The sequence below is a fragment of the Pedococcus sp. P2_D9 genome, assembly GCF_056404275.1.
Map to the genome: position 1 here is coordinate 312,772 of NZ_JBFUEI010000002.1, position 19,982 is coordinate 332,753.

A 19,982-nucleotide genomic window follows, 5' to 3' on the forward strand; every position below is an offset into this window, starting at 1 on the left:
CCCTGCCACCGCCTGAGGTGCCGCGGGACGACGAACAGCGCGGCGCGGCATACGGCCTGCTCGCCTATGCCATCTGGGGGATCTTTCCCCTCTACTTCGCGGCGCTGAAACCCGCCGGCGCCTGGGAGATCCTGTCGCACCGCATCCTGTGGACGCTGCTTCTCTGCGCCCTGGTGCTGGTCGTGCGGCGCGACCTCGGCTGGACCCGGCAGCTGTGGCAGCGACCTCGGCTGGGTCTTGGCGTCACGGCGGCCGCGCTGCTCATCGCCGCGAACTGGGTGATCTACGTGGCGGCGGTGCTGGGCGGCAGGACGACCGAGGCCGCGCTGGGCTACTTCCTCAACCCGATCGTCACAGTGGCGCTGGGCGTCGTCGTCCTGCGCGAACGGCTGCGCCCCCTGCAGTGGGTGGCCGTCGCCATCGGGGCGATCGCCGGCATCTACCTGAGCATCGCCGCGGGCTCGGTTCCGGTCGTCGCCGTCAGCCTCGCGATGTCGTTCGGGCTCTATGGCTTGGTGAAGAAGAAGATCGGCGCGTCCCTGGAGGCCATGCACTCCCTCGCCGCCGAGACGGCGGTGCTCGGCCCGGTCGCCGCGGTGATGCTGGTGGTGCTCACTGCCCGGGGAGACACCACCTTCACGACCGACGGCGGCTGGCACACCACGCTGCTCGTCGCGGCCGGTGTCGCGACGGCCACGCCGCTGCTGCTCTTCGCCGCCGCCGCACGCCGGGTGCCGTTGGTCACGATCGGGCTGCTGCAGTTCATCACGCCGGTGCTCCAGCTCCTCTGCGGGGTGCTGCTCCTCGACGAGCACATGTCCGGCACCCGCTGGATCGGCTTCGGCATCGTCTGGATTGCGTTGGCAGTGCTGAGTTTTGACTCGCTGCGCAACCTCCCGGGCCGCGGCCGCCCGGACGTCGAGGCCGTACTTCCCTGAGCGCCCCCCCCGACGAGGAGTCGACCTCGCGAGCGAGGGGCCGTCAGTCGGTGAAGACGTCGGCAAGGCCACCGGCCCACGCCTGAGCCCGCGCATAGACGGGGACGACGTCGATCGGCACTGCTCGGTCGACGACCTGGCCGCCGCTGACCGCCCCACCCGTCCACACGTCGACCCAGTCACCCTCGGGGAGGTAGGTCGCCCAGGAGTCGTGCCCGGGCGCGGTCACGGGGTTGACCAACAGGTCGGCCCCGAGCATCCACTGGCGCGGGTGCTGCCAGACGTACGAGTCGTCAGGGTGGTCGAAGAACAGCGGGCGCATCAGCGGCCGGTCCCTCGCGACCGTCACTGCGGCCTGCGCCGCGAGGTAGGAGACCAGGCGTTCCCGGAGCTTGGCGAAACGGCGGAAGACCGGCACGACGCGCTCGTCACCGGTCACGTCGGCGACGTGCCAGGGAGTGCGGTCGCGCAGCGGGAGCTGGTGGTGGTTGAACTCGGAGTGGTACTGCATGATCGGCATGAACGTCGACGCGCCCGCTGCCCGCAGGTAGAGCTCGGCATCGGGCACCGGTCCGGAGAAGCCTGCGAGGTCCCAGCCCCAGTAGACGATCCCGCACGATGCGGCCGTGAGTCCTGCGGTGATGGAGTTGCCGAAGGCCTCCCACGTCGAGTCCTCGTCGCCCGCCCAGAACACGCCGTGCGCCTGCGCTCCGGTGAACCCGCTGCGCGAGAACGTCACCGGCGCCTTGCCGTGCTTGCGCAGGAGGTCGCCGAAAGCCTTGGCGTAGTGCACCGGATACAGGTTGTTGCCCTCGTCGCCCCGGCGCCCGTCGGCGTACTCGAGGTCGTGGCCCCAGGCGTGCTCGCCGCCATCGGTCTTGAACCCGTCGATCCCCAGTCCCTCGACGAGGTAGTCCCGCTTCGCGGTCCACCAGTCGCGGGTGCGCTGGGTCGACAGGTCCGGCATCAGCGACTGGGGGAACCACCAGCCCCGGTTGAGGTATGCCGTGCCGTCGGCTTCGCGCACCGCGTGCCCGCCGTCGACCATCGCGGCCCCCTCCGCGAGCACCTGCTCGTGCAGGCCCTCCTCGGAGCGCGCCGTCTTGAGCAGGGGGATCTGCCAGAGCAGCACCTTGACGTCCCGGCTGTGGAGCTCGTCCACCATCGCCTTGGGATCCGACCACGCACCACCCTCCGGGTAGGTGAAATCCGTTGCTGCGAAGGGTGTCCCGTCGGGACGAACGTCGTACGTCGCATCGCGGGGGATCATGATCCCCTCCTCGTCGCTCCACGCCTCGATCACCACGGCACCGACCGGGATGTCGAGCTCGCGATGCGTGTCCATCCGCGCCATGACGAGCTCCTGGGTGTTCCACTCGTTGCCGGAGGCCCAGAGCCGGAAGACCCAGTCGGGGAGCTCCTCGGCTCGACCCACCTCGTCCAGGAAGGCCGACAGCACCTCGGTCGGCGACCCGTCATAGGTGCCCAGGTCGACCTGGGCCACGGGGCCGCCCCCCGCCTCGACCTCGACGCGCAGCTCGTCCTGCGCACTCGCCCCGACGTCGTACCAGGAGCGACGGGTGGTGCGGAGGTGGAAGCCCCATCCCCCGCCATCCGTCCCGACCACGTGCGCGAAGGGCATGGGCAGGTAGGTGCGCCCATGAGCACCCTGCGACTTGTACTGCTCGAAGACGACGGCGTCGAGGCGACGGCCCTGCTGGTCGAGGTGGTCGAACCGCTCGCCGAACCCGACGACGTGGTCGCCTGGGGCCAGCGCCAGGGCGAACCTGGCCCGATGCACGCCGGTGGTGGTGACCAGCCACTCGACCGAGTCGGCGACCAGTCGCGTGCCGCCGCCGGAGAACCTCGCCTCGAACCCGTCGGGAAGCGTGCGGGTCCAGTGGGCCGGCCGCACCTCGAACCAGTCAGTGGCAACGGCTTCGTCACCCACCGCCGTGAAGCGGTAGGTGTAGCCCGCGTCGTCCTCGACGGGCGGGCTCTGCACTGCCCACCCGCCGTCGCCTCCCAGCGACGCGGCCTGGGCTTCGGCCAGGTGTCCCTCGCCGCCCGCAAGCGCCGCGGCCGAGGCTGCGTCAGCGCGGCGTGGGGTCAGCGGCAGGCTCGTGACGTGACCGGTCGCGTCCCGCCACTCACAGGTGACGCTGACGATGCGGGGATCGGCGACGACGCCGAGGAGAACGCTCTGGCCGGTCTCCGGAAGCACGGGGATGCGCTGGTCGAGTGAGGTCGCATAGGGGTGCTCGATCCCGTGGGGTCGGTGCGTGAGCAGCGGATCTGAGGTGGTCACGGGTGGAGCCCTTCGAGGAGGCCGAGCTCGTCGGCGAGGATCAGGTACATGCCGTGCGACCACAGCAGGGGGGTCGCGACCGGGCCCCAGCGGTCGAGCCACTCCTGGCGAGCGTCCGGGTGCCGCAGGTCGTCAGGGACCTGTTCGGGGAGGTCGCCCTCGGCGGTGGCGTGGTCGGCGATCCACCGCAGGTGCCGCCAGGCGCCGGCGAGGTCTCCGGCGCTGGCCTTGTTCCAGCCGAGCAGGGCACTGAGCAGGAGCCACTGCCCGCCGCCGTAGAACACGTCGGCGCGGAACCGGTGGACGCCGCCGTCGACGTCGAGGTCGGTCCCGACTGCCGCGATGGTCGCGACAGCGATCGGGTCGTCGACTGCGACGACCCCGAACGGCACTATGCAGGCCGGCAGCGACCCGTCGACCGCGGCCGAGCCGAGCCACTTCGACAGGTGGCCGTCGACGACGCCCTCGCCCAGGATGAGGGCCCGTGCCTGCGCGGCCGTTTCGCGCGCCGCCACGGCGCGGTCCGGGTCGAGGACGTCCGAGTCGGCGATCGCAACGAGGCCGCCGTGGATGGCTCCCAAGGTCGAGGTGTGTCGGTGCTCGACGTGCTCCTCCCACCAGTCGTAGCAGGGGAGGTCCCAGAACGCAGCGGTGAAGTCGAGGGCGACCTCGATGCCGGGGAGCCACCGACCCAGGTCGCGCCCGTGCCGCTGAGCGTGCGTGACCACCGACCAGAGCCACATGCCGTAGCCGTCGGTCTGGAAGTCCCACCAGGGGTCCGACCCGTCCTTGCCCGCGAAGGTGAACCGCGTGGGCAGCATCCGGTCCAGCGGGACTGCGGCGCCGGAGGCCTTGAGCACGAGCAGGTCGTCCACCTGGCCACGACGGCCGGCGAGCACCCGGCATACCCAGTCGTGGAACGCCTCGGCGGAGGCGACGTCGCCGAAGCGCGAGATTCCTTCGGCCGTAAAGGATCCGTCACGCAACCACGCATAGCCGCGATAGGCGGAGAAGGTCGGCGAAGCCGGATAGGCGCCGCCCCCGTCCTGGTGCGCCGTGATGACGGCGTGGCTGTGGCGTGCCAGGTCCTGCAGGCGAGTGCGCTCACCGGGCGCCGGGGGCGCAGCGGTGTCGTGGAGAAGAGTCATGGGTCTCTCGTGGTCGAGGAGCTGCCGGGACCTCGTAGGGGGCCGAGGCCCCGGCAGCGACGGACGGGCTACTTGAGCAGCGCGTCGACGGCTTTCTGGGCGTCGGCCAGCGCCGCAGACACGTCCTTGCGCCCGGCAGCGGCCGCGGTGAGCTCCTTGTTGACCGCGTCCTGCATCTCCTGCTGCCGCTCGATGACGGGCGGGAGCGCGGTGGCCTCGAGCGAGTCGAAGACCGCCTTGCGGTTGGCCGGCTTGCCTGCATCGAGGTAGCTCGACAGCTTGGCCTGGTCTGCGACCGGCGGCAGCTCCCAGCTGGTCGCGAGACGTGCCGAGACCATGTCGTCGGACGACGTCAGGAAGGTGACCCACTTCTGGGCCGCGGCCTGGTTCTTGCTCTTGGCCGAGACGACTGCCCCGTTGGTGAACATCGCGGAGGCCTTGGTGGTGTTGCCCGGCTCGACGGCGATGTCCCAGGCGAACTTGGCATCGGCCATGCCGGAGAACATCCAGATCCCCGAGTGCCACATCGCCAGCTTGCCGTCCTTGAACAGCTTCGAGTCGAAGTCGGGCGTGCCGGCGCCCTGGGCCTCGGTCGGCATCGTGGTGCCCGACTTGGCGACCAGGAAGGTCGCGGCCTGCTTGCCGGCGTCCGAGTTGAAGGTCGCGGACTTCTTGTCAGCAGAGAGGAACTCGCCACCGGACTGCGCCAGCGCCTTGTAGAACTCGAAGAAGGACACCGGCTGGTAGTCGCCCCAGACACCCTTGGCCTTGTTGGTCAGCTTCTTGGCCGCGGCCTGCTCGTCAGCCCAGGTCCACGACGACGTGGGCTCGGCAACCCCGGCCGCCTTGAAGAGGTCCTTGTTGTAGAACAGGACGACGTTGGAGAACGACTCCGGCAGCCCGTACTGCTTGCCGTCCGCGCTGAACGCGTCGAGCAGGGACTTCTTGTACGCCGCGCCCTTGACGCCCTTGAGCTCCGCGAGCGAGCCGTTGGAGGAGTACGTCACGAAGTTCTCGTAGTTGAGCTCGAAGGCGTCGCCCGCCGTCCCGCCCGCCACGGCGGTCTGAAGCTTGGTGAAGTAGGCGTCGTAGGGGGTGGTCTCGATCTGCACGGTGATGTCGGGGTTGGCCTTCTCGAAGGCTGCCTTGATCGCGTCGAGGTCCTTCTCGTGTCCGCCGTTGGCGGAGAAGTTCATGTAGCGGATGGTGGTCTTCCCACCGGACGCCGCGGCGTCGACCGACTTGGTGGCCGACCCCTGCGCGCAGGCGCCGAGCGCCAGCACCAGACCGGCAGCGATGACAGGCGCGACGCTGCGCCTGGCGATGTTCCTCATGGTGTTTCCTTTCGGGCCTGCCGCGTTCCGGTTGGCGCGCGGTCGGGACTGCTTGGGGGTGCGGGTGACTACTTGATGCCGGTGTGCGCGACGCCGGCGATGATGTGCCGCTGGGCCAGGAGGTAGACCACGGCGATGGGGAGGATGGAGAAGACCGAGCCAGCCATGACGACGTCCCACTGCGTCGTGAACTGGCCCTGCAGGGTCGCCAGCCCGAGCGGCAGGGTCATGAACTCGGGAGAGCGGATGACGACCAGGGGCCACAGGAAGCTGTTCCAGCTGCCCATGAAGGCGAACACGGCGACCGTCGCCAGCGCGGGTCGGATGAGCGGCAGGATGATCGTGACGAAGATGCGCAGGTGTCCGGCACCGTCGATCGTGGCTGCCTCGTCGAGCTCACGCGGCACGGACTCCACTGCCTGCCGCAGTAGGAAGACCCCGAACGCCGAGGCGATCGACGGCGCGAGCAGCGCCATGTAGGTGTCCTGCAGGTTGAGCGACTTCATCTCGATGAACAGCGGCACGACCAGGACCTGCATCGGCACCATCAGCGTGGCGAGGTACAGCGCGAAGACGACGCCCTTGCCGCGGAACTTGAGCCGCGCGAAGCCATAGGCCGCCATCGACCCGGTCACGAGCTGCAGGAGCGTCGACACCACCGCGACCCACAGCGAGTTGGCGACGATGCGCCACATCGGCAGGGCGTCCAGGAGCGTCCGGTATGCCGCCAGCGTCGGGTTCTCGACGAACAGCTTGGGCCCGCCGGCGAGACTTCCCTCCGGCGTGATCGAGGTGACGACGGTCCACAGGAACGGGAAGAGCATGACGACCGCGCCGGCCAGCACCGCGGCATACCGAAGGACGGTCCAGGCCGACAGCGGTCGGCGCGGTCGCGAAGGCGCGGTGACCTGGGTGGCAGGCGGGGCCAACGGCGTCAGCGTGTCAGGCATAGTTCACCCACCGTCGCTGGCCGCGGATCTGGACCACGGTGATGAGCAGGATGACCGCGAACAGGATCCACGAGAGCGCGCTCGCCTCGCCGGCCCGGCCATAGCGGAAGGTGAGGTCGTAGACCTGGCCGACGACGACCTGGCTCGACCCGGACGGGCCCCCGCCCGTCATGACGTAGACCTGGTCGAAGACCTGGAAACCGTTGATCAGCGAGATGACCACGACGAAGAACGTCGACGGGGACAGCAACGGCAGGGTGATCCGCCAGAAGCGCTGCCACGAGTTGGCGCCGTCCGCCCAGGCCGCCTCGAGGACGTCCTGGGGGATCGCCTGCAGCCCGGCCAGCATGATGACCATGACGAAGCCCAGGTCCTTCCACGCCGAGGAGAGGATGACGGCGGGCAGCGCCCAGTTCGGGTCGGTCCACCACCCGGGCTGCGGCGCGCCGACGGCTCCGAGCAGCGTGTTGACCAGGCCGTTGGTGGGGTTGAGCAGCCACTTCCAGACCAGCGCCACGACCACCCAGCTCGTCACGACGGGCAGGAAGTAGGCCGCGCGGAAGAACGACCGTCCCGCGAGCTTCTGGTTGAGCGCGAGGGCGAGCGCCAGTCCGCCGGTGAACACCAGCGGCAGGTAGCCGGCGCAGTAGATCAACGTGTGCAGGAAGACGCTGCGCGTGCCGGGGTCGGTCAGGAGGCCGCGGTAGTTGTCGAGGCCCACCCAGCGCATCGGGGAAATGAGGTTCCACTCGTGCAGGCTGACCCAGATCGACGAGGCCATCGGGGTCGCGGTGAACAGAACGAGGGGGATGGCGCTCGGCGCGAGGAAGAAGACGACCCAGCCCAGGTTGCGCCACCGGGCCCGGCCGGTCACGAGACACCGCCCACGGCAGCCGTCTGCATGCGCTCGCGCACCAGCTCGCCCTGCGCCCCGGCCGTCTCGGCGTCGAATGGTGCTGCGAGGACGAGCGATGCGGCGCCGACCGCCCACTGGTCCTCGGTCCAGGACTCGACGGCACAACGGATTCCGCGACGAGTCGGCATCAGGCAGGCGCGGAAGGAGTCCTCGAAACCGTTCTCCCAGAACTCCCACTCGGTCATGCCCTCGCCCATGAGGAGGACCAGCTCGGGATCGAGGACGTTCACGACGCCGGCGAGCGCGCTGCCGAGCATCCGGCCCGCCTCGCGATAGACGGCAAGGGCATCGGCGTTGCCTCCGCGGGCCTCGCGGACGAGGTCCTTGATGGTGTCGCCGGCGTGGATCACACCGCGCTCCGTGGCAGCGGCGACCAGACCGGACTCGCCGATGTGCGCCTCGAGGCAGCCGGTGTTTCCGCAGCCGCACACCGGGCCGTCGACGGTCACGGGGATGTGGCCGATCTCGCCGGCTCCACCGTGGGCCCCCCGGCTGACCGATCCCTGCTGGACGATGCCGAGCCCGACCCCGAAACCGATCGTCACGACGAGGTAGGACTCGTGTGACCGCCCGATCCCGTAGACGCTCTCCGCCGCCGCGAGCGTGTTCACGTCGTTGTCCACGAGGACGGGCACTCCGAGCGCCTCCCGCAGTCGAGGACCCACCGGCGCCCGGTCCCATCCGAGCGTGGGGGCGTCGACGATGCCCGATGCCTGGGAGTCGACCGCGCCGGGCAACCCGACGCCGACCCCGAGCAGTCGACCCTCGTGCTGCGCCACTGCCTCGCGCAGGATGTCCGCCAAGGCGTCCAGCGCGGCCGGTCGGGCGGCGTCGAAGGGCACCGCCCTGGAGGAACGCACCGTGCCGTCGAGGTCGATGGACACCAGCGCGACGTGGTTCGGGGTGACCTTGGCTCCGATGGCACCGCCGGCACTGCGCACCAGTCCCAGGAGCGTGGCCGGACGACCGCCCTGGCTCGGCACCGACTCGAGCTCGGTCACGAGCTCGCGGGCGAGGAGCTCCTTGATCGTCTGGGTCACGGTCGCCGGGCTGACCCCCAGCACCCGGGCGATGTCGGCACGGGACGAGGGACCACGGGTGCCGAGGAGGCCGAGGACGGCGGCACGCACGAGGTTGCCACGTGCGGCAACTGGTCCGGTCGGAGACATCTGTGGCTCACCCTTTGTTTGATACTAAATTTAGGGTGAACCTAAGTCGCGATCACGCTGCTGTCAACCCCCTCGACGAAATTGCCGCAGGGGTGCAGGGTCAGCGCGGCACGTGGTGGCCGGTGCCGCCGTCGATCAGCTCGCGCAGGATGTCGGCGTGACCGGCATGGCGGACGGTGTCCTCGATCATGTGCACGAGCACCCAGCGCAGGCTCACCGTCCGACCGGTGTAGGCCGTGCCGGTGTGGTCGAGCGACAGCTCGTGGATCGCGGCGTCCGCTGCCGCCCAGGCCCGTCGGTAGAAGGCCACGATCTCGTCGGTGGCCTCGCCCTGAGCGGCCCGCATGTCGGCCTCGGGGTCGTCGGAGATGTCGGTGAGCGGCTCGGCGGGACGCCCGAACGTCTCGCAGAACCAGCCGTACTCGGCGTTGGCGAGGTGCTTGACCAGCCCCACGAGGTTGGTGCCGCTGGGCACCATGGGTCGGCGGATGTCCTGGTCCGACAGGCCCTCCAGCTTCCACACCATCACGTCGCGATGGCTCTGCAGCGCCGCCAGGAGGACGGCCTTCTCGTCGGCGACGAACGGAGAGGTCTCGGCGGATTCTGGCGTCATCACCCGAGGCTAGCGACGGCTGGTGTCACCCGAGCCGGCGACGGCTGCTGTCGCCCGAGCCGAGCCAGGCGAGCGCAGACAAGACCCGACGGTTGGCGAACTGGTCGTCGGGCAGCTGCAGCTTGGCGAAGACGTGCTGGGCGTGCACCTCGACGGTGCGTTCACTGATGTCGAGTCGTCGGGCGATGCCAGCGTTGGTCATCCCCTCGGCAATCAGGCCGAGGACCTCGCGCTCACGATCCGTGAGCCCGCTCGGCCCTTGGTCCGGCCCGCCCGGCAACAGGTCGGCGACGATCGAGGGGTCGACGACGCACTCGCCGGCGGCGATGCGCCTCAGGGCGTCGACCAGGGTGCTCGCCTCGAGCACCCGGTCCTTGAGGAGGTAGCCCACGCCTCCGGACGCACCCTCGAGCAGAGGCAGGACGAACTCCACCTCGACGTGCTGGGACAGGACGAGCACCCCCGTCGAGGGGTACAGCGAACGGATCGTGGCAGCGGCCCGAAGTCCCTCGTCGGTGAACGTCGGGGGCAACCGGATGTCGAGCAGGGCCACGTCCGGCCGGTCCACCGCCACGACGGCCATCAGCCCCTCGAGGTCACCCACCTCGGCCACCACGTCGACGCCCGCACGCTCGAGGGTGCGCACGATCCCCTCGCGTGTCAGCAGCTGGTCCTCGACGACTACGACGCGCACGGCAGCACCACGGTCAGCACCCCGTCAGCATGGCCGACCCGTCCACCGAGCGCCTCCACCATGTCGGGGAGCACCCCGGCGAGGTCCGGGGGACCCCCCGCGACGCGCAGCGTCATCGCGGTGGCACCAACCCGCGCTTCGCCGGCCACCTCCACCGCCCCTGCGAAAGTCACCTCGACCTCCACGGTGACCCCCGCGGGATCCCCCCGTGAGACCGAGTCGGACACCACGGCATACGCGGCACGCTCGACCGGCGCTGGGAGGCGTCCGTGGGGAAGCCCCTCAGGCCTGGTGCCGACCACGAGCGGCACAGCCGACCGGCGGGCCAGGCTGCGAAGCGCGGGGCCCAGCCCGCTGGTGGCCAGCAGCGGGGGGTACAGCCCGTGCGACAGCTCACGCAGGTCCTCCAGCGCCTGCTTGGCCTGACCCAGGCAGCTCTCGAGGACGGGCCGTTCGGGATGCCCGGGCGGCAGGTCCGCGAGCGCGCCGCGCAGATCGAGGCCGAGGGCGAGGAGCTGTTGCTGGACTCCGTCGTGAAGGTCCCGCTCGAGGCGGCGGCGCTCGCGGTCGCCCAGCTCGACCACCAGCGAGCGGGACCTCGACACCCGGCGGACGCGCGCTGCCAGCGCCGCGGACAGCCGCTCGTTGTCCAGGGTGAGCCGAGCGGGCACGTCGAGTGCGTGCTCGAGGTCGGGGAGGGCATCGCGCGAACCCTGTTCGACGGCTGCGGTGACCGCGCCGGCCCAGCGCAACCGCGTCGCTCCCGGGGTCGGCGGGCGCCGGGCCACCCCCGCCGGCGTGACCCAGCCACCCTCGTCGGGCACCCAGTAGGACACCTCGACGTCGTCGTCGCCCCACGCCTCGCGAAGGACGTCCGCAAAGGGGCGCCCTGAGCGAAGGGTGTCCACGAGGCCCCTGAGCCGCCGCTGGGCGATCGCGCCGCGATAGTCCTCCACGGCGACCACCCCGGTGGCTGCCACGAGGGCCATGGCGCCCCCGACTTCGGCGCTCACGAGGGCGGCAACCAGGCCCGCGGCCACGAGGGCGCTTCCCGCCGCCGATCCCCTCTGCCACCTCCTGGCCCACGCTCCGGCCCACCTCCCGGCCCGTCCCCCGGCCCACCTTCCGGCCAGGTCTGGTCTCGCGGCGTGGACCCCCAGGGCAACGACCCCCAGCACCGGACCGACGGCCGACAACCATTCCGCCACGACCGGGTGTGGTGCGAGGACGACTTCGCTGGGACGGCAGTCGACACAGCCCAGCTGCAGGAAGGGGTCGTAGACGAGCGCGCGCACGGGTCCAGCGAGCAGGGCCCCCGACAGGGCGACCCACGCGCCCCGCCGCGGCACGAGCACGGCAGACGCCCCCAACAGCCCCGCCATCGGGCCCAGGGCGATGCCGAGGTCACGCGCCCGCAGGGCCGTCGTGGGGTCGTCGACCGCCGAAAACGCAACGAGGGCAACGCCACCCACGACGAGGACGGCATACCGGCGCCGCTGTCGTCCGACCACGAGGCCGAGAGCGCCGACCACCACGACGGCCACGCCCAGTCCCACGGTCATCGCGAAGTCAGCCATCAGCCACGTCCGGCGAGGGCTGGCCAGGGTCGACCAGCCGAGCGGTTGGACCCGTGGTCGGTGCCGCTACGGGGTGACACGGTGCATCCCTCCGGCGAAGAATGCCTGGTCGAGCGCGACGTCGTAGAACCTCTCGGCCAGCCACGTGAACGACACGACGTCTCCGTCACGGTGGTAGGTGCCGGCCATCAAGCCGTAGCACTCGGTGTTGCCGTCGACCCCGAAGTGCAGGGTGACCTTCTCACCCGCGGTGACGAACACGGCGGTGCAGTCGGCGCCATGGGGCTGGTCGACGGCCACCTGACCGTTGCGGACCACGAAGGTCCACACCCCGGCGTTGCTGACGGCTTCGGCGTCCGAAACTCCCGCCGCCCGGAGGACCGCGATGTCGGCGTCGACCCGCCAGGTGCCGTCGAGCAGGGTCTGAGGCCCTTGCGGCGCAAGGGAGTAGACGTCGGTGCCGGCAGTATGGAGGTTGTCGCAGGTGGCCCCCACCGGTGCGGGTTCCGATCCTCGGAGGGCCACGATCCGGTCCACCAGCTTCGCGACCGTGGCGTCCCGACGGGCCGCGGCGACGACGGGCGCGAGCGCGGCACCGAAAGCCTCGAGCTCGGCCGGCGTGAGCTGTACGGACGCCGCCGAGGGTGTGTTGCACCAGCGCTGCAGGCCACGCGCCTCGGTGTCCCGTCGCGCCACCCCAGCACGTATGCCGTCGCGCACGACCGCGCCGAGCCGTCGCCGTTGCTCGGCGGAGAGGGCGGCGTGCGCGCTACGACGCATGACCACGACGTCGAACTTGGTGTAGAGCGTGAGGTTCGAGGTGAGCACGGCGGGGAGGGTCACTGCTCCCACCTGTTGCAGCGACGTCTCGATCCCCGTCACCGCGCGCTTCTCCACCTTCCGGGTCCGGACCTCACCCACGCTGTGGTCGGTCCTGGCGCCCAGGGTCGTGACCATGGCCTCGACCCCGGGGCCGACGCGGGTGTTCACGACCTCCCCGCGGTAGTCGGGCGGAGTGCGGAACGCCTTGGCGCCGTGCGTGAACGGATGCCGCGCGCCACCCGGCACCAGCGCGAGCCCGACGAGCCCGATGCGGTCAAGGTCGGCCATCAGGGCCGCGGCGACCGGATCCGCGGCGACGCGAGCCGCGTGTTCCGGGGCCTCGACGAGCAGCGGGAGCTGGAGCGGTGTCAGTGACGCAACCCCGGCCCCGACGAGACGGTCGGCCCGGATCACGCTGAGGTCCGCCCGCCCCGCCCGGAGGGCGGCCAGCGTGCCGCCTTCCTCGTCCTCTGACTGGGCGGCCGAGGGAAGCTGCGTCCCCGCGCCCAGCACCAGCGACGAGCCGGCGGAGGCCCGGACCAGCTCCTCGAGCACGTCGGCGCCGATCCCGCCGGGTCCGTTGCCGTACATGGTCCGCAGCAGGACCGGGTCGGCATCGCGCCCGCTGCGGGCGGGCGGACCCGCGCACGCCGACAGCACCAGGGCAACGCACAGACCTAGCAGTGCGACGACTCCCGACTGGGCGCGGCGCGTTGCGCGCGCCGGCCCGTCACGGTCCGATCGCCGGTCATGCGACGTCGGACCCGATCCGTTCGACGTGACGGGCAGCCGCAGCTCGAGCTCCGAGCCGCCGCTCGCTCCAGACCGCGCGGTGAGGGTTCCCCCCAGGGCAGTCGCGCGCTCCACCAGGCCGCCCAGCCCGTGACCGCCCACGTCGACTCCACCCGGCCCGTCGTCGCGGACCAGCAACCAGAGCTGGTCACCGCTGAGCCGGGCGCTGATGACGACCGCGGCACCCGGAGCGTGCTTGGTCGCATTGGCCAGTCCCTCGGCGCACGTGAACCAGGCAGCCCGGGCCACCGAGGCCCGCGGCCGCCAGCCATGCGGCAGGTCGCAGGCCAGCCGCGCACCGGTGCCGCTGCGCGCGACGAGTCCGGTCAGCGCATCCTCCAGGCTTTCCGCGCCCACCGGGTCGACACCGCGGGCGACCCGCAGCAGCTCGTCGCGCGCGCCGGCCGCACGCGCAGACAGCCCTGACGGCGCATCGGGCAGCTCGGGTACGGATCGCCCACACCCCTCCAGGGCGGCAACCACCTGGTCCATCCGCGCGACCGGTCCCCGAGCCAGGCTGGCCACGAATCGCTCCCGCTCCGCCTCCGCCGCCCGCACCAACCGCTCCCTCGAGGCGGCGAGCTCGGTGGCCCGGTCCCTGAGCTCGGCCTGCAGCAGGGCGCCACGTCGGGCCAGCCGGAGCACCTCCCGGACCGAGTCGGCGACACCGGGGTCACCGCCGAGTCCGGGGGCGAGGACGGCCACCAGCCGGCCGTCAGGGTCCACCACCTCCTCACCGTCGGCGGGCGGAGTCGTCGGCGAACCACCGGAGTCCACGGAGGCGCCGGCCAACGGAAAGGCCACCTGCACCTGGTCCCACCCCAACGTCCTGGCCAGGGCGTCCTCCAGGCCGTGTGGCGCCTCCCCTTCCTGACCTGGTCGCCACTCCCGCGGCTCCGGACCGGCGGCCACCACGAGCGCTCCGAGCCCCAGCGCTCCCTCGAGCAGGGTGCTTGCCGTTGCCGCTGCGGCACCCCCCACCCCAGCGGTCACCAGACCCGCCAAAGCCAGGGCGCCGGCGACCCCCATGGCGATGACGGCGGCGCCCCGGAGGGCGTCCTGCCCGGGACGACGCACGAGTGCGCCGTGACGAAGGTCTGTGCCGTGAGGGGCTGTGCGCTGACGAAGGGCGAGCAGGACGAAGGCCACCCCCGCCGCGCCGGTGGCCGTGTGCGCCCACCGGCCGTAGCCGAGGGCCGCCACGCAGGCCGGCAGCAGCACCAGTCCCGGCGCCCAGCGCACCCAACGAGAGGGCACGTGCGTGGCGGCAGTCGAGAGCCTCGCGGCGGTCGACAGTCCGAGGAGGGCAGCCGCGACCACGAGGCCTCCGGGCAGGAGGCCGAGGCGCAGGACCGGTCCCTCGAGGGGAGTCGGGAGCAGACCCGCGAGCCCGACGACGACCCACAAAACACCGGCTGCCAGCAGAAGCCAGGCCACCCGCAGCCGACCACGCCAGGCAGCACCGGCCCCGGCGGCGAGGAGGGCCCACCCGGCGAAACGATCGCCGAACAACGGCTGCGGCGCTTGGGCGACTCCCGGCGCCAGCCATCCCGCCAGGGCGACCACGCCGGCCACACCGCTCGCGACGAGCGGTGCGGTCAGCCCAGCAAGGCCGTGATCGCGTCGCATGCCAGGTCCTGCTTGGCGATGAAGCCCGCCACTGGCGCTGCGACGACCCGGGGATCGGAGGCCGCATCGGCGTCGCTCGAGATGATGATCAGGATTCGGCGGGGGTTGGCCTCGGCCAAGGCGCCCGCGAGCCTCAGACCAGCCTCGGAGTCGGGCAGGTTGAGGTCGAGCAGAACCACCTCGGGGTCCAGCTCCCGGGCCTGTTCCAAGGCCTCTGCGCTGCTGGCGGCGGCCCCCACGACCGTGAACCCCTCACGACTCAGCCACGCACTCGCCGACGCCCGGAACTGGGCGTGGTCGTCGACCAGGAGGACGCGGTGGCCCGTCATGGGCCAACGCTACGCGCGCGGAGACACCCTCACCTCGGGGTTTCCCCTTAGTCGCCTTTGCCCCTTTGCGATCCCGCGGTATGCCGGGTGCTCACCTCCCCAGGACGTGGTCCAGGTGTGCGTTGGCGAACAGGCGCTGCGGGTCCAGGCGGTCTCGCACCGCGAGGAAGTCACCGAACCGCGGATAGAGCTCCGCCAGCCGGTCGGCGTCGAGGGTGTGCAGCTTGCCCCAGTGGGGGCGACCGGCATGCTCGGCCACGATCGCCTCGAATACGGCGAAGGCACCGTAGTCGTCCATCCGGTGGTACTGGTGGATCGCGAGGTAGGCGTTCTCCCGCTCGTAAGCGGTCGACAACCAGATGTCGTCGGCGCCGATGAACCGGATCTCCAACGGAAAGGTCAGTGGCGCCCTGTGCTTCTCGAGCCAGTTGCGCACGGCCACAACGACATCCGCGACGGCGGCCCGGGGCACGGCATACTCGCTCTCCCTGAAGCGCACCGTACGCTCGGCGACGAAGACGCGCCACGAGTCGTCGGTGTACTCACGTGCGCCGAGCAGTCGCGCGCTCACCGCGTTGAGCCGCGGGACGATCCCCGGCCAGCGCCTCGCGCCGCGGTTGGTGAGCTCGAAGAGGCGGTTGGAGAGCAAGTCGTCGTCCAGGACCGCGCGCCACCGCGGCAGGGGGCTGCCAGGGTGGTCGTCGTCGATGCGGTCGTTGTGCTTGACGAGGACCCGGTCGGTCAACGGGAACCAGTGCATGTCGACGTGGTCGTGGCGCTCGACGTCCTCCTCGATGCGTTCCAGGACCTCGAACAGGTGGGCGCCGAACTCCTTGGCGTGCAAGCGAAAGGCCGGCACGCACTGGAGCTCCACCTCGGTGATCACCCCCAGGGCCCCCAGGCCCACCCGCGCAGCCTGGAACACCTCTGGCTCGACCTCGATCGAGCACTCCAGCAACGAACCGTCGGCCAGCGCCAGCACCAGCCCCGAGACCGCCGCGGCGATGCCCTGCAGTCGCAGGCCGGTGCCGTGCGTACCCGTCGAGATCGCCCCCGCGATCGACTGCCGGTCGATGTCGCCGAGGTTGGGGAGCGCCAGCCCGAGCGCCTGCAGCGCCGGGTTCAGGACGTGCAGAGGAGTCCCTGCGAGCACCCGGACCCGGCGGCGATCCCGGTCCACGTGGGTGATCCCGCTCAGCAGGTCGAGGCGCAGCTGGAGGCCGTCCGTGGCCGCAACGGCCGTGAACGAGTGCCCCGCCCCCACCGCCCTCACCGGTATGCCGCGTGCCTGCGCCCGCAGGATCGCCGCCGACACCTCGTCCGGACGTCGAGGGGTGGCAACCTCCGCCGGGTTGCTCGTCTGGTTGCCGGCCCAGTTGGTCCAGGCCGTCATCCGAAGTTCTTTCCCTCACCGCGGTAGGTCGGGACCGTCTCGACCAGCTGGTCCCCCCTCACCAGGTGGAGGGCGTCGAACCGCTCACACATCTCCCCTGCCTTGGCATACCGGAACCACACCCGGTCGCCCAGCTTGAGGCCACGAACTCCGTTGCCCTGCAAGGGGGTCTGCACCTCACCAACGCCCTCTGACCTGACCAGCTTGACGCCCCGACGGCCGAACGGCGAGGGCACCCGCGCCCACCCCGGCGGCCCCGACGCCACGTAGCCGCCGCCGAACGCCGTGACGAACCCCGCGCCGGGGTGTCGCACGACGGGGAGGGCGAAGGCCGCCGCGGGTCGCGGGGTGAAGTCGTCGTAGCCGTCGAACAAGGTCGGGCCGTACAACCCTGACCCGGCCGCGAGCTCGGTCACCGCAGGGTCCTGGCCCGTGATGTGCAGCGACCCGGTGCCGCCACCGTTGACGAACTCGAGGTCCGCCACTTCGCGCACGGCAGCGACGACCTCGCCGCGGCGTTGGAGGAGGGACTCGGCCGAGCGCTTCTTCACGAGCCGCACGACAGGCGAGGAGTCGGGCAGCCCCGCGATCTGGGCGTCGTAGAACATCAGCCCGACCACCGAAAGGCCAGCAGTCGCAGCGGCTCGCGCCACGGCAACGGCGTCAGAGGGCTCCCGCAAGGGCGACCGCCGGACACCGAGGTGCACGCGCCCGACCCGGAGCGAGGCGTCGACGTCGAGGGCCACCCGCAGCCCGTGCGGCCGGTCGAGCCCGGCGAGGAAGTCCACGTGCTCGAGCGAGTCCGCGGTCACGGTGACCTGCGCAGCCTCCCGCTCGTCGGATGCCACCGCCGCGAGGGCCGCGCGGTCGACGCTGGGATAGGCCACGAAGACGTCCTCGAAGCCTGCGGCGACCAGCCAGCGGGCTTCCGGCACGGCATACGCCATCACACCGGCGAAGCCGGGCTGCGCCAGCGCCCGGGACAAGAGGCTTCGACAACGCACCGACTTGGACGCCACGCGGATCGGCGTGCCCGCAGCACGCCGCACGAGGTCGGACGCGTTGGCGTCGAAGGCGTCGAGGTCGACGACGGCGAACGGAGGTTGCACGGCCGCGGTCGCCGCGTCCCACAGGAGGGTCACACACGCGACCCTATCGACGGCGTACCTCCTGTTCACCGGAAGTCACCGGACCTTCACCTGCGCGCCCCCGACAGTCGGCCGCGTGTTCCTAGGTTTGCCGGTGACCGCGCCTCCCGCGCGAGCCCGCGCCCCGTGCGCGACCCGAGACCCGGAGGAACCCTCAATGTCAGCAGTTTCGCCCGAGCGCACCACCCTCCCCCTCCTGACTGTCCACCAGGGCGGCCGCAGCGCGATGACCTGCCACTTCAAGTGCGACGACGCGTGCAGCAAGCCCGTCCCGAACGAGACCCGCAACGGCTACTTCGGCGACCTCGTCGCGGCCGGAGCCTCCCGGCGAGCGGTCCTCAAGGGCAGTGGCGTGATCGCAGCGGTCGTCGGCCTCGGCACCCTGGCCGGAGTGCAGTCCGCCGCCGCCGCGCCCGCGTCGACTCCCGCGGCGCCGTCCACCGCCGGCGGCACCAAGTCCCCCTTCGGTTTCACGGCCATCGCGCCCCAGCCGGCGGGCACCGACAAGGTCGTCATCCCCGACGGCTTCGAGTGGTCGACCATCATCGCGTGGGGCGACCCGATCCTGGCCGATGCTCCCGACTTCGACTTCGAGGACCAGAGCGCGGCCGCGCAGGAGGGGCAGTTCGGCTACAACAACGACTACACGACGTTGGTTCGCGGCCGCGACGAGAACCACGCGACCCTGGTGTGCAACAACGAGTACACCAACGACGAGCTCATGTTCCGGGGCTACACCGGGTCTGCCTCCCTCACCCCCGAACAGATCCGCATCACCATGGCCGCGCACGGGATGTCGGTCGTCGAGCTGCGCCGCACGAACGCCACCGCACCGTGGAGCCACGTGAAGGGCGCCGCGGCGAACCGTCGCGTCACCGCCACCACGCCGTTCCACTTCGACGGCCCTGCTGCCGGCCACCGGCTCCTCCGGACCAGCAAGGACGTCTCCGGCACCAGGGTGCTCGGCACGTTCGGCAACTGCTCGGGAGGCCTCACCCCGTGGGGAACCGTCCTGTCCGGCGAGGAGAACTTCAACGGCTACTTCTCCGCGGCAGCTGCCCCGGCCGACCAGGCAGACGCCTACAAGCGCTACGGCCTCACGGGTTCCAAGGGGCGCGGCTGGGAGCGGGTGGACAGCCGTTTCGATGCGACCCAGGAACCCAATGAGGTCAACAGGTTTGGCTGGATCGTCGAGCTCGACCCGTCGGATCCGTCCTCCACCCCGGTCAAGCACACCGCGCTCGGCCGGCTCAAGCACGAGGGAGCCAACGTCACCGTTGCTCCCGACGGCCGCGTGGTCGCCTACCTGGGCGACGACGAGCGGTTCGACTACCTCTACAAGTTCGTCTCGCACGGCCGGTTCCGCCCCGGCAGCTCCCCCAAGGCACGGGCGCACAACCTGACGCTGCTGTCCTCGGGCGACCTCTACGTCGCGAAGTTCACCGGGGACGGTTTCGAGGACGGCATCAGCGACGGCTCCGGCCAGTGGCTGCCCCTGGTCGTCGACAACCAGAGCCAGGTCGCCGGGTTCACCGCCGAGGAGGTGCTCATCTGGACGCGGCTCGCCGCAGACAAGGTGGGCCCCACGAAGATGGACCGGCCCGAGGACGTCGAGCCCAACCTGGTCAACGGCCGCACCTACGTCGTGTGCACCAACAACACCAGCCGCCAGCCGAGCCAGATCGACGAGGCCAACCCGCGCGCCAACAACAAGCACGGCCACATCATCGAGATCACGCCGGCCCTGGGCGACGACACGACGACCACCTTCACCTGGAAGATCGTGCTCATCGCCGGTGACCCGAACGACCCGACGACCTACTTCAACGGCTACGACCGGTCCGAGGTCTCGCCCATCTCCTGCCCCGACAACATCGCCTTCGACCACGACGGCAACATGTGGATCGCCACGGACGGCAACGCCCTCGGCGCCTGCGACGGCATGTACCTCTTCCCGCTGTCGGGCCCGCACCAGGGTCACCTGCAGCAGTTCCTGTCGGTGCCGGCCTACTCCGAGTGCTGCGGACCACTGGTCACCTGGGACCAGCAGACGGTGCTGGCCGCCATCCAGCACCCGGGTGAGACGACCGGCGCCTCACCCGCCGTGCCGCGCAGCCAGTTCCCCTACCTCGGCGGGGGCCAGCCCCGCCCGGCAGTCATCCAGATCCACCGCGCCTGACCACCTCGGCAAGGAGGTATGCCGCGGACTCAGGTCCGCGGCA

15 protein-coding genes are annotated in these 19,982 nt (G+C 71.1%); 2 read left to right on the forward strand and 13 right to left on the reverse strand.

What is annotated here, in order from left to right:
• Positions 1-17 precede the first annotated feature (17 nt).
• On the forward strand, positions 18-938 hold the full coding sequence (gene rarD / locus AC1DXJ_RS04295; RefSeq protein WP_477613692.1) for an EamA family transporter RarD: 921 nt from the start codon (positions 18-20) through the stop codon (positions 936-938).
• A 43-nt stretch (positions 939-981) separates the two neighbouring features.
• On the opposite strand, the gene AC1DXJ_RS04300 is transcribed toward rarD, so the two are convergent.
• The 13 genes from AC1DXJ_RS04300 to AC1DXJ_RS04360 form a co-directional block, all read right to left on the reverse strand.
• The gene (locus AC1DXJ_RS04300) at positions 982-3,246 is read right to left on the reverse strand and encodes a glycoside hydrolase family 31 protein (RefSeq protein ID WP_477636394.1); all 2,265 of its coding nucleotides are present in this window, start codon (positions 3,244-3,246) and stop codon (positions 982-984) included.
• A complete protein-coding gene (locus AC1DXJ_RS04305) occupies positions 3,243-4,394 on the reverse strand; it encodes a glycoside hydrolase family 15 protein (RefSeq protein ID WP_477613694.1) in 1,152 nt (383 codons plus the stop codon). The genes AC1DXJ_RS04300 and AC1DXJ_RS04305 overlap by 4 nt, the downstream gene beginning before the upstream one ends.
• A 68-nt stretch (positions 4,395-4,462) precedes the next feature.
• Complete coding sequence (locus AC1DXJ_RS04310; RefSeq protein ID WP_477613695.1) at positions 4,463-5,728, reverse strand: ABC transporter substrate-binding protein; 1,266 nt, start codon at positions 5,726-5,728, stop codon at positions 4,463-4,465.
• A 68-nt stretch (positions 5,729-5,796) separates the two neighbouring features.
• Positions 5,797-6,678, reverse strand: coding sequence for a carbohydrate ABC transporter permease (locus AC1DXJ_RS04315; protein ID WP_477613696.1), 882 nt, complete (start codon positions 6,676-6,678; stop codon positions 5,797-5,799).
• Positions 6,671-7,552, reverse strand: a complete 882-nt coding sequence (locus tag AC1DXJ_RS04320) for a carbohydrate ABC transporter permease (RefSeq protein ID WP_477613697.1) — start codon at positions 7,550-7,552, stop codon at positions 6,671-6,673. The genes AC1DXJ_RS04315 and AC1DXJ_RS04320 overlap by 8 nt, the downstream gene beginning before the upstream one ends.
• The gene (locus AC1DXJ_RS04325) at positions 7,549-8,763 is read right to left on the reverse strand and encodes an ROK family protein (protein ID WP_477613698.1); all 1,215 of its coding nucleotides are present in this window, start codon (positions 8,761-8,763) and stop codon (positions 7,549-7,551) included. Before AC1DXJ_RS04325 ends, AC1DXJ_RS04320 begins: the two co-directional genes overlap by 4 nt.
• 100 nt (positions 8,764-8,863) lie before the next feature.
• Complete coding sequence (locus AC1DXJ_RS04330; protein ID WP_477613699.1) at positions 8,864-9,376, reverse strand: DinB family protein; 513 nt, start codon at positions 9,374-9,376, stop codon at positions 8,864-8,866.
• A gap of 25 nt (positions 9,377-9,401) precedes the next feature.
• Positions 9,402-10,070 (reverse strand): response regulator transcription factor, encoded by a 669-nt coding sequence (locus tag AC1DXJ_RS04335; RefSeq protein ID WP_477613700.1) that lies wholly within the window; start codon positions 10,068-10,070, stop codon positions 9,402-9,404.
• Entirely contained in the window at positions 10,058-11,647 is a 1,590-nt protein-coding gene (locus AC1DXJ_RS04340) for a histidine kinase (protein WP_477613701.1), read from the reverse strand. Before AC1DXJ_RS04340 ends, AC1DXJ_RS04335 begins: the two co-directional genes overlap by 13 nt.
• 66 nt (positions 11,648-11,713) lie before the next feature.
• Complete coding sequence (locus AC1DXJ_RS04345) at positions 11,714-14,890, reverse strand: hypothetical protein (protein ID WP_477613702.1); 3,177 nt, start codon at positions 14,888-14,890, stop codon at positions 11,714-11,716.
• A complete protein-coding gene (locus AC1DXJ_RS04350) occupies positions 14,860-15,219 on the reverse strand; it encodes a response regulator (protein WP_477613703.1) in 360 nt (119 codons plus the stop codon). The genes AC1DXJ_RS04345 and AC1DXJ_RS04350 overlap by 31 nt, the downstream gene beginning before the upstream one ends.
• 91 nt (positions 15,220-15,310) lie before the next feature.
• Positions 15,311-16,612 (reverse strand): D-arabinono-1,4-lactone oxidase, encoded by a 1,302-nt coding sequence (locus AC1DXJ_RS04355; protein ID WP_477613704.1) that lies wholly within the window; start codon positions 16,610-16,612, stop codon positions 15,311-15,313.
• The gene (locus tag AC1DXJ_RS04360) at positions 16,609-17,754 is read right to left on the reverse strand and encodes an amino acid deaminase/aldolase (RefSeq protein ID WP_477613705.1); all 1,146 of its coding nucleotides are present in this window, start codon (positions 17,752-17,754) and stop codon (positions 16,609-16,611) included. The genes AC1DXJ_RS04355 and AC1DXJ_RS04360 overlap by 4 nt, the downstream gene beginning before the upstream one ends.
• A 163-nt stretch (positions 17,755-17,917) precedes the next feature.
• Here AC1DXJ_RS04360 and AC1DXJ_RS04365 point away from each other — a divergent pair, with 163 nt between their 5' ends.
• Positions 17,918-19,939, forward strand: coding sequence for a PhoX family protein (locus tag AC1DXJ_RS04365; protein WP_477613706.1), 2,022 nt, complete (start codon positions 17,918-17,920; stop codon positions 19,937-19,939).
• The last annotated feature ends 43 nt before the right edge of the window (positions 19,940-19,982 follow it).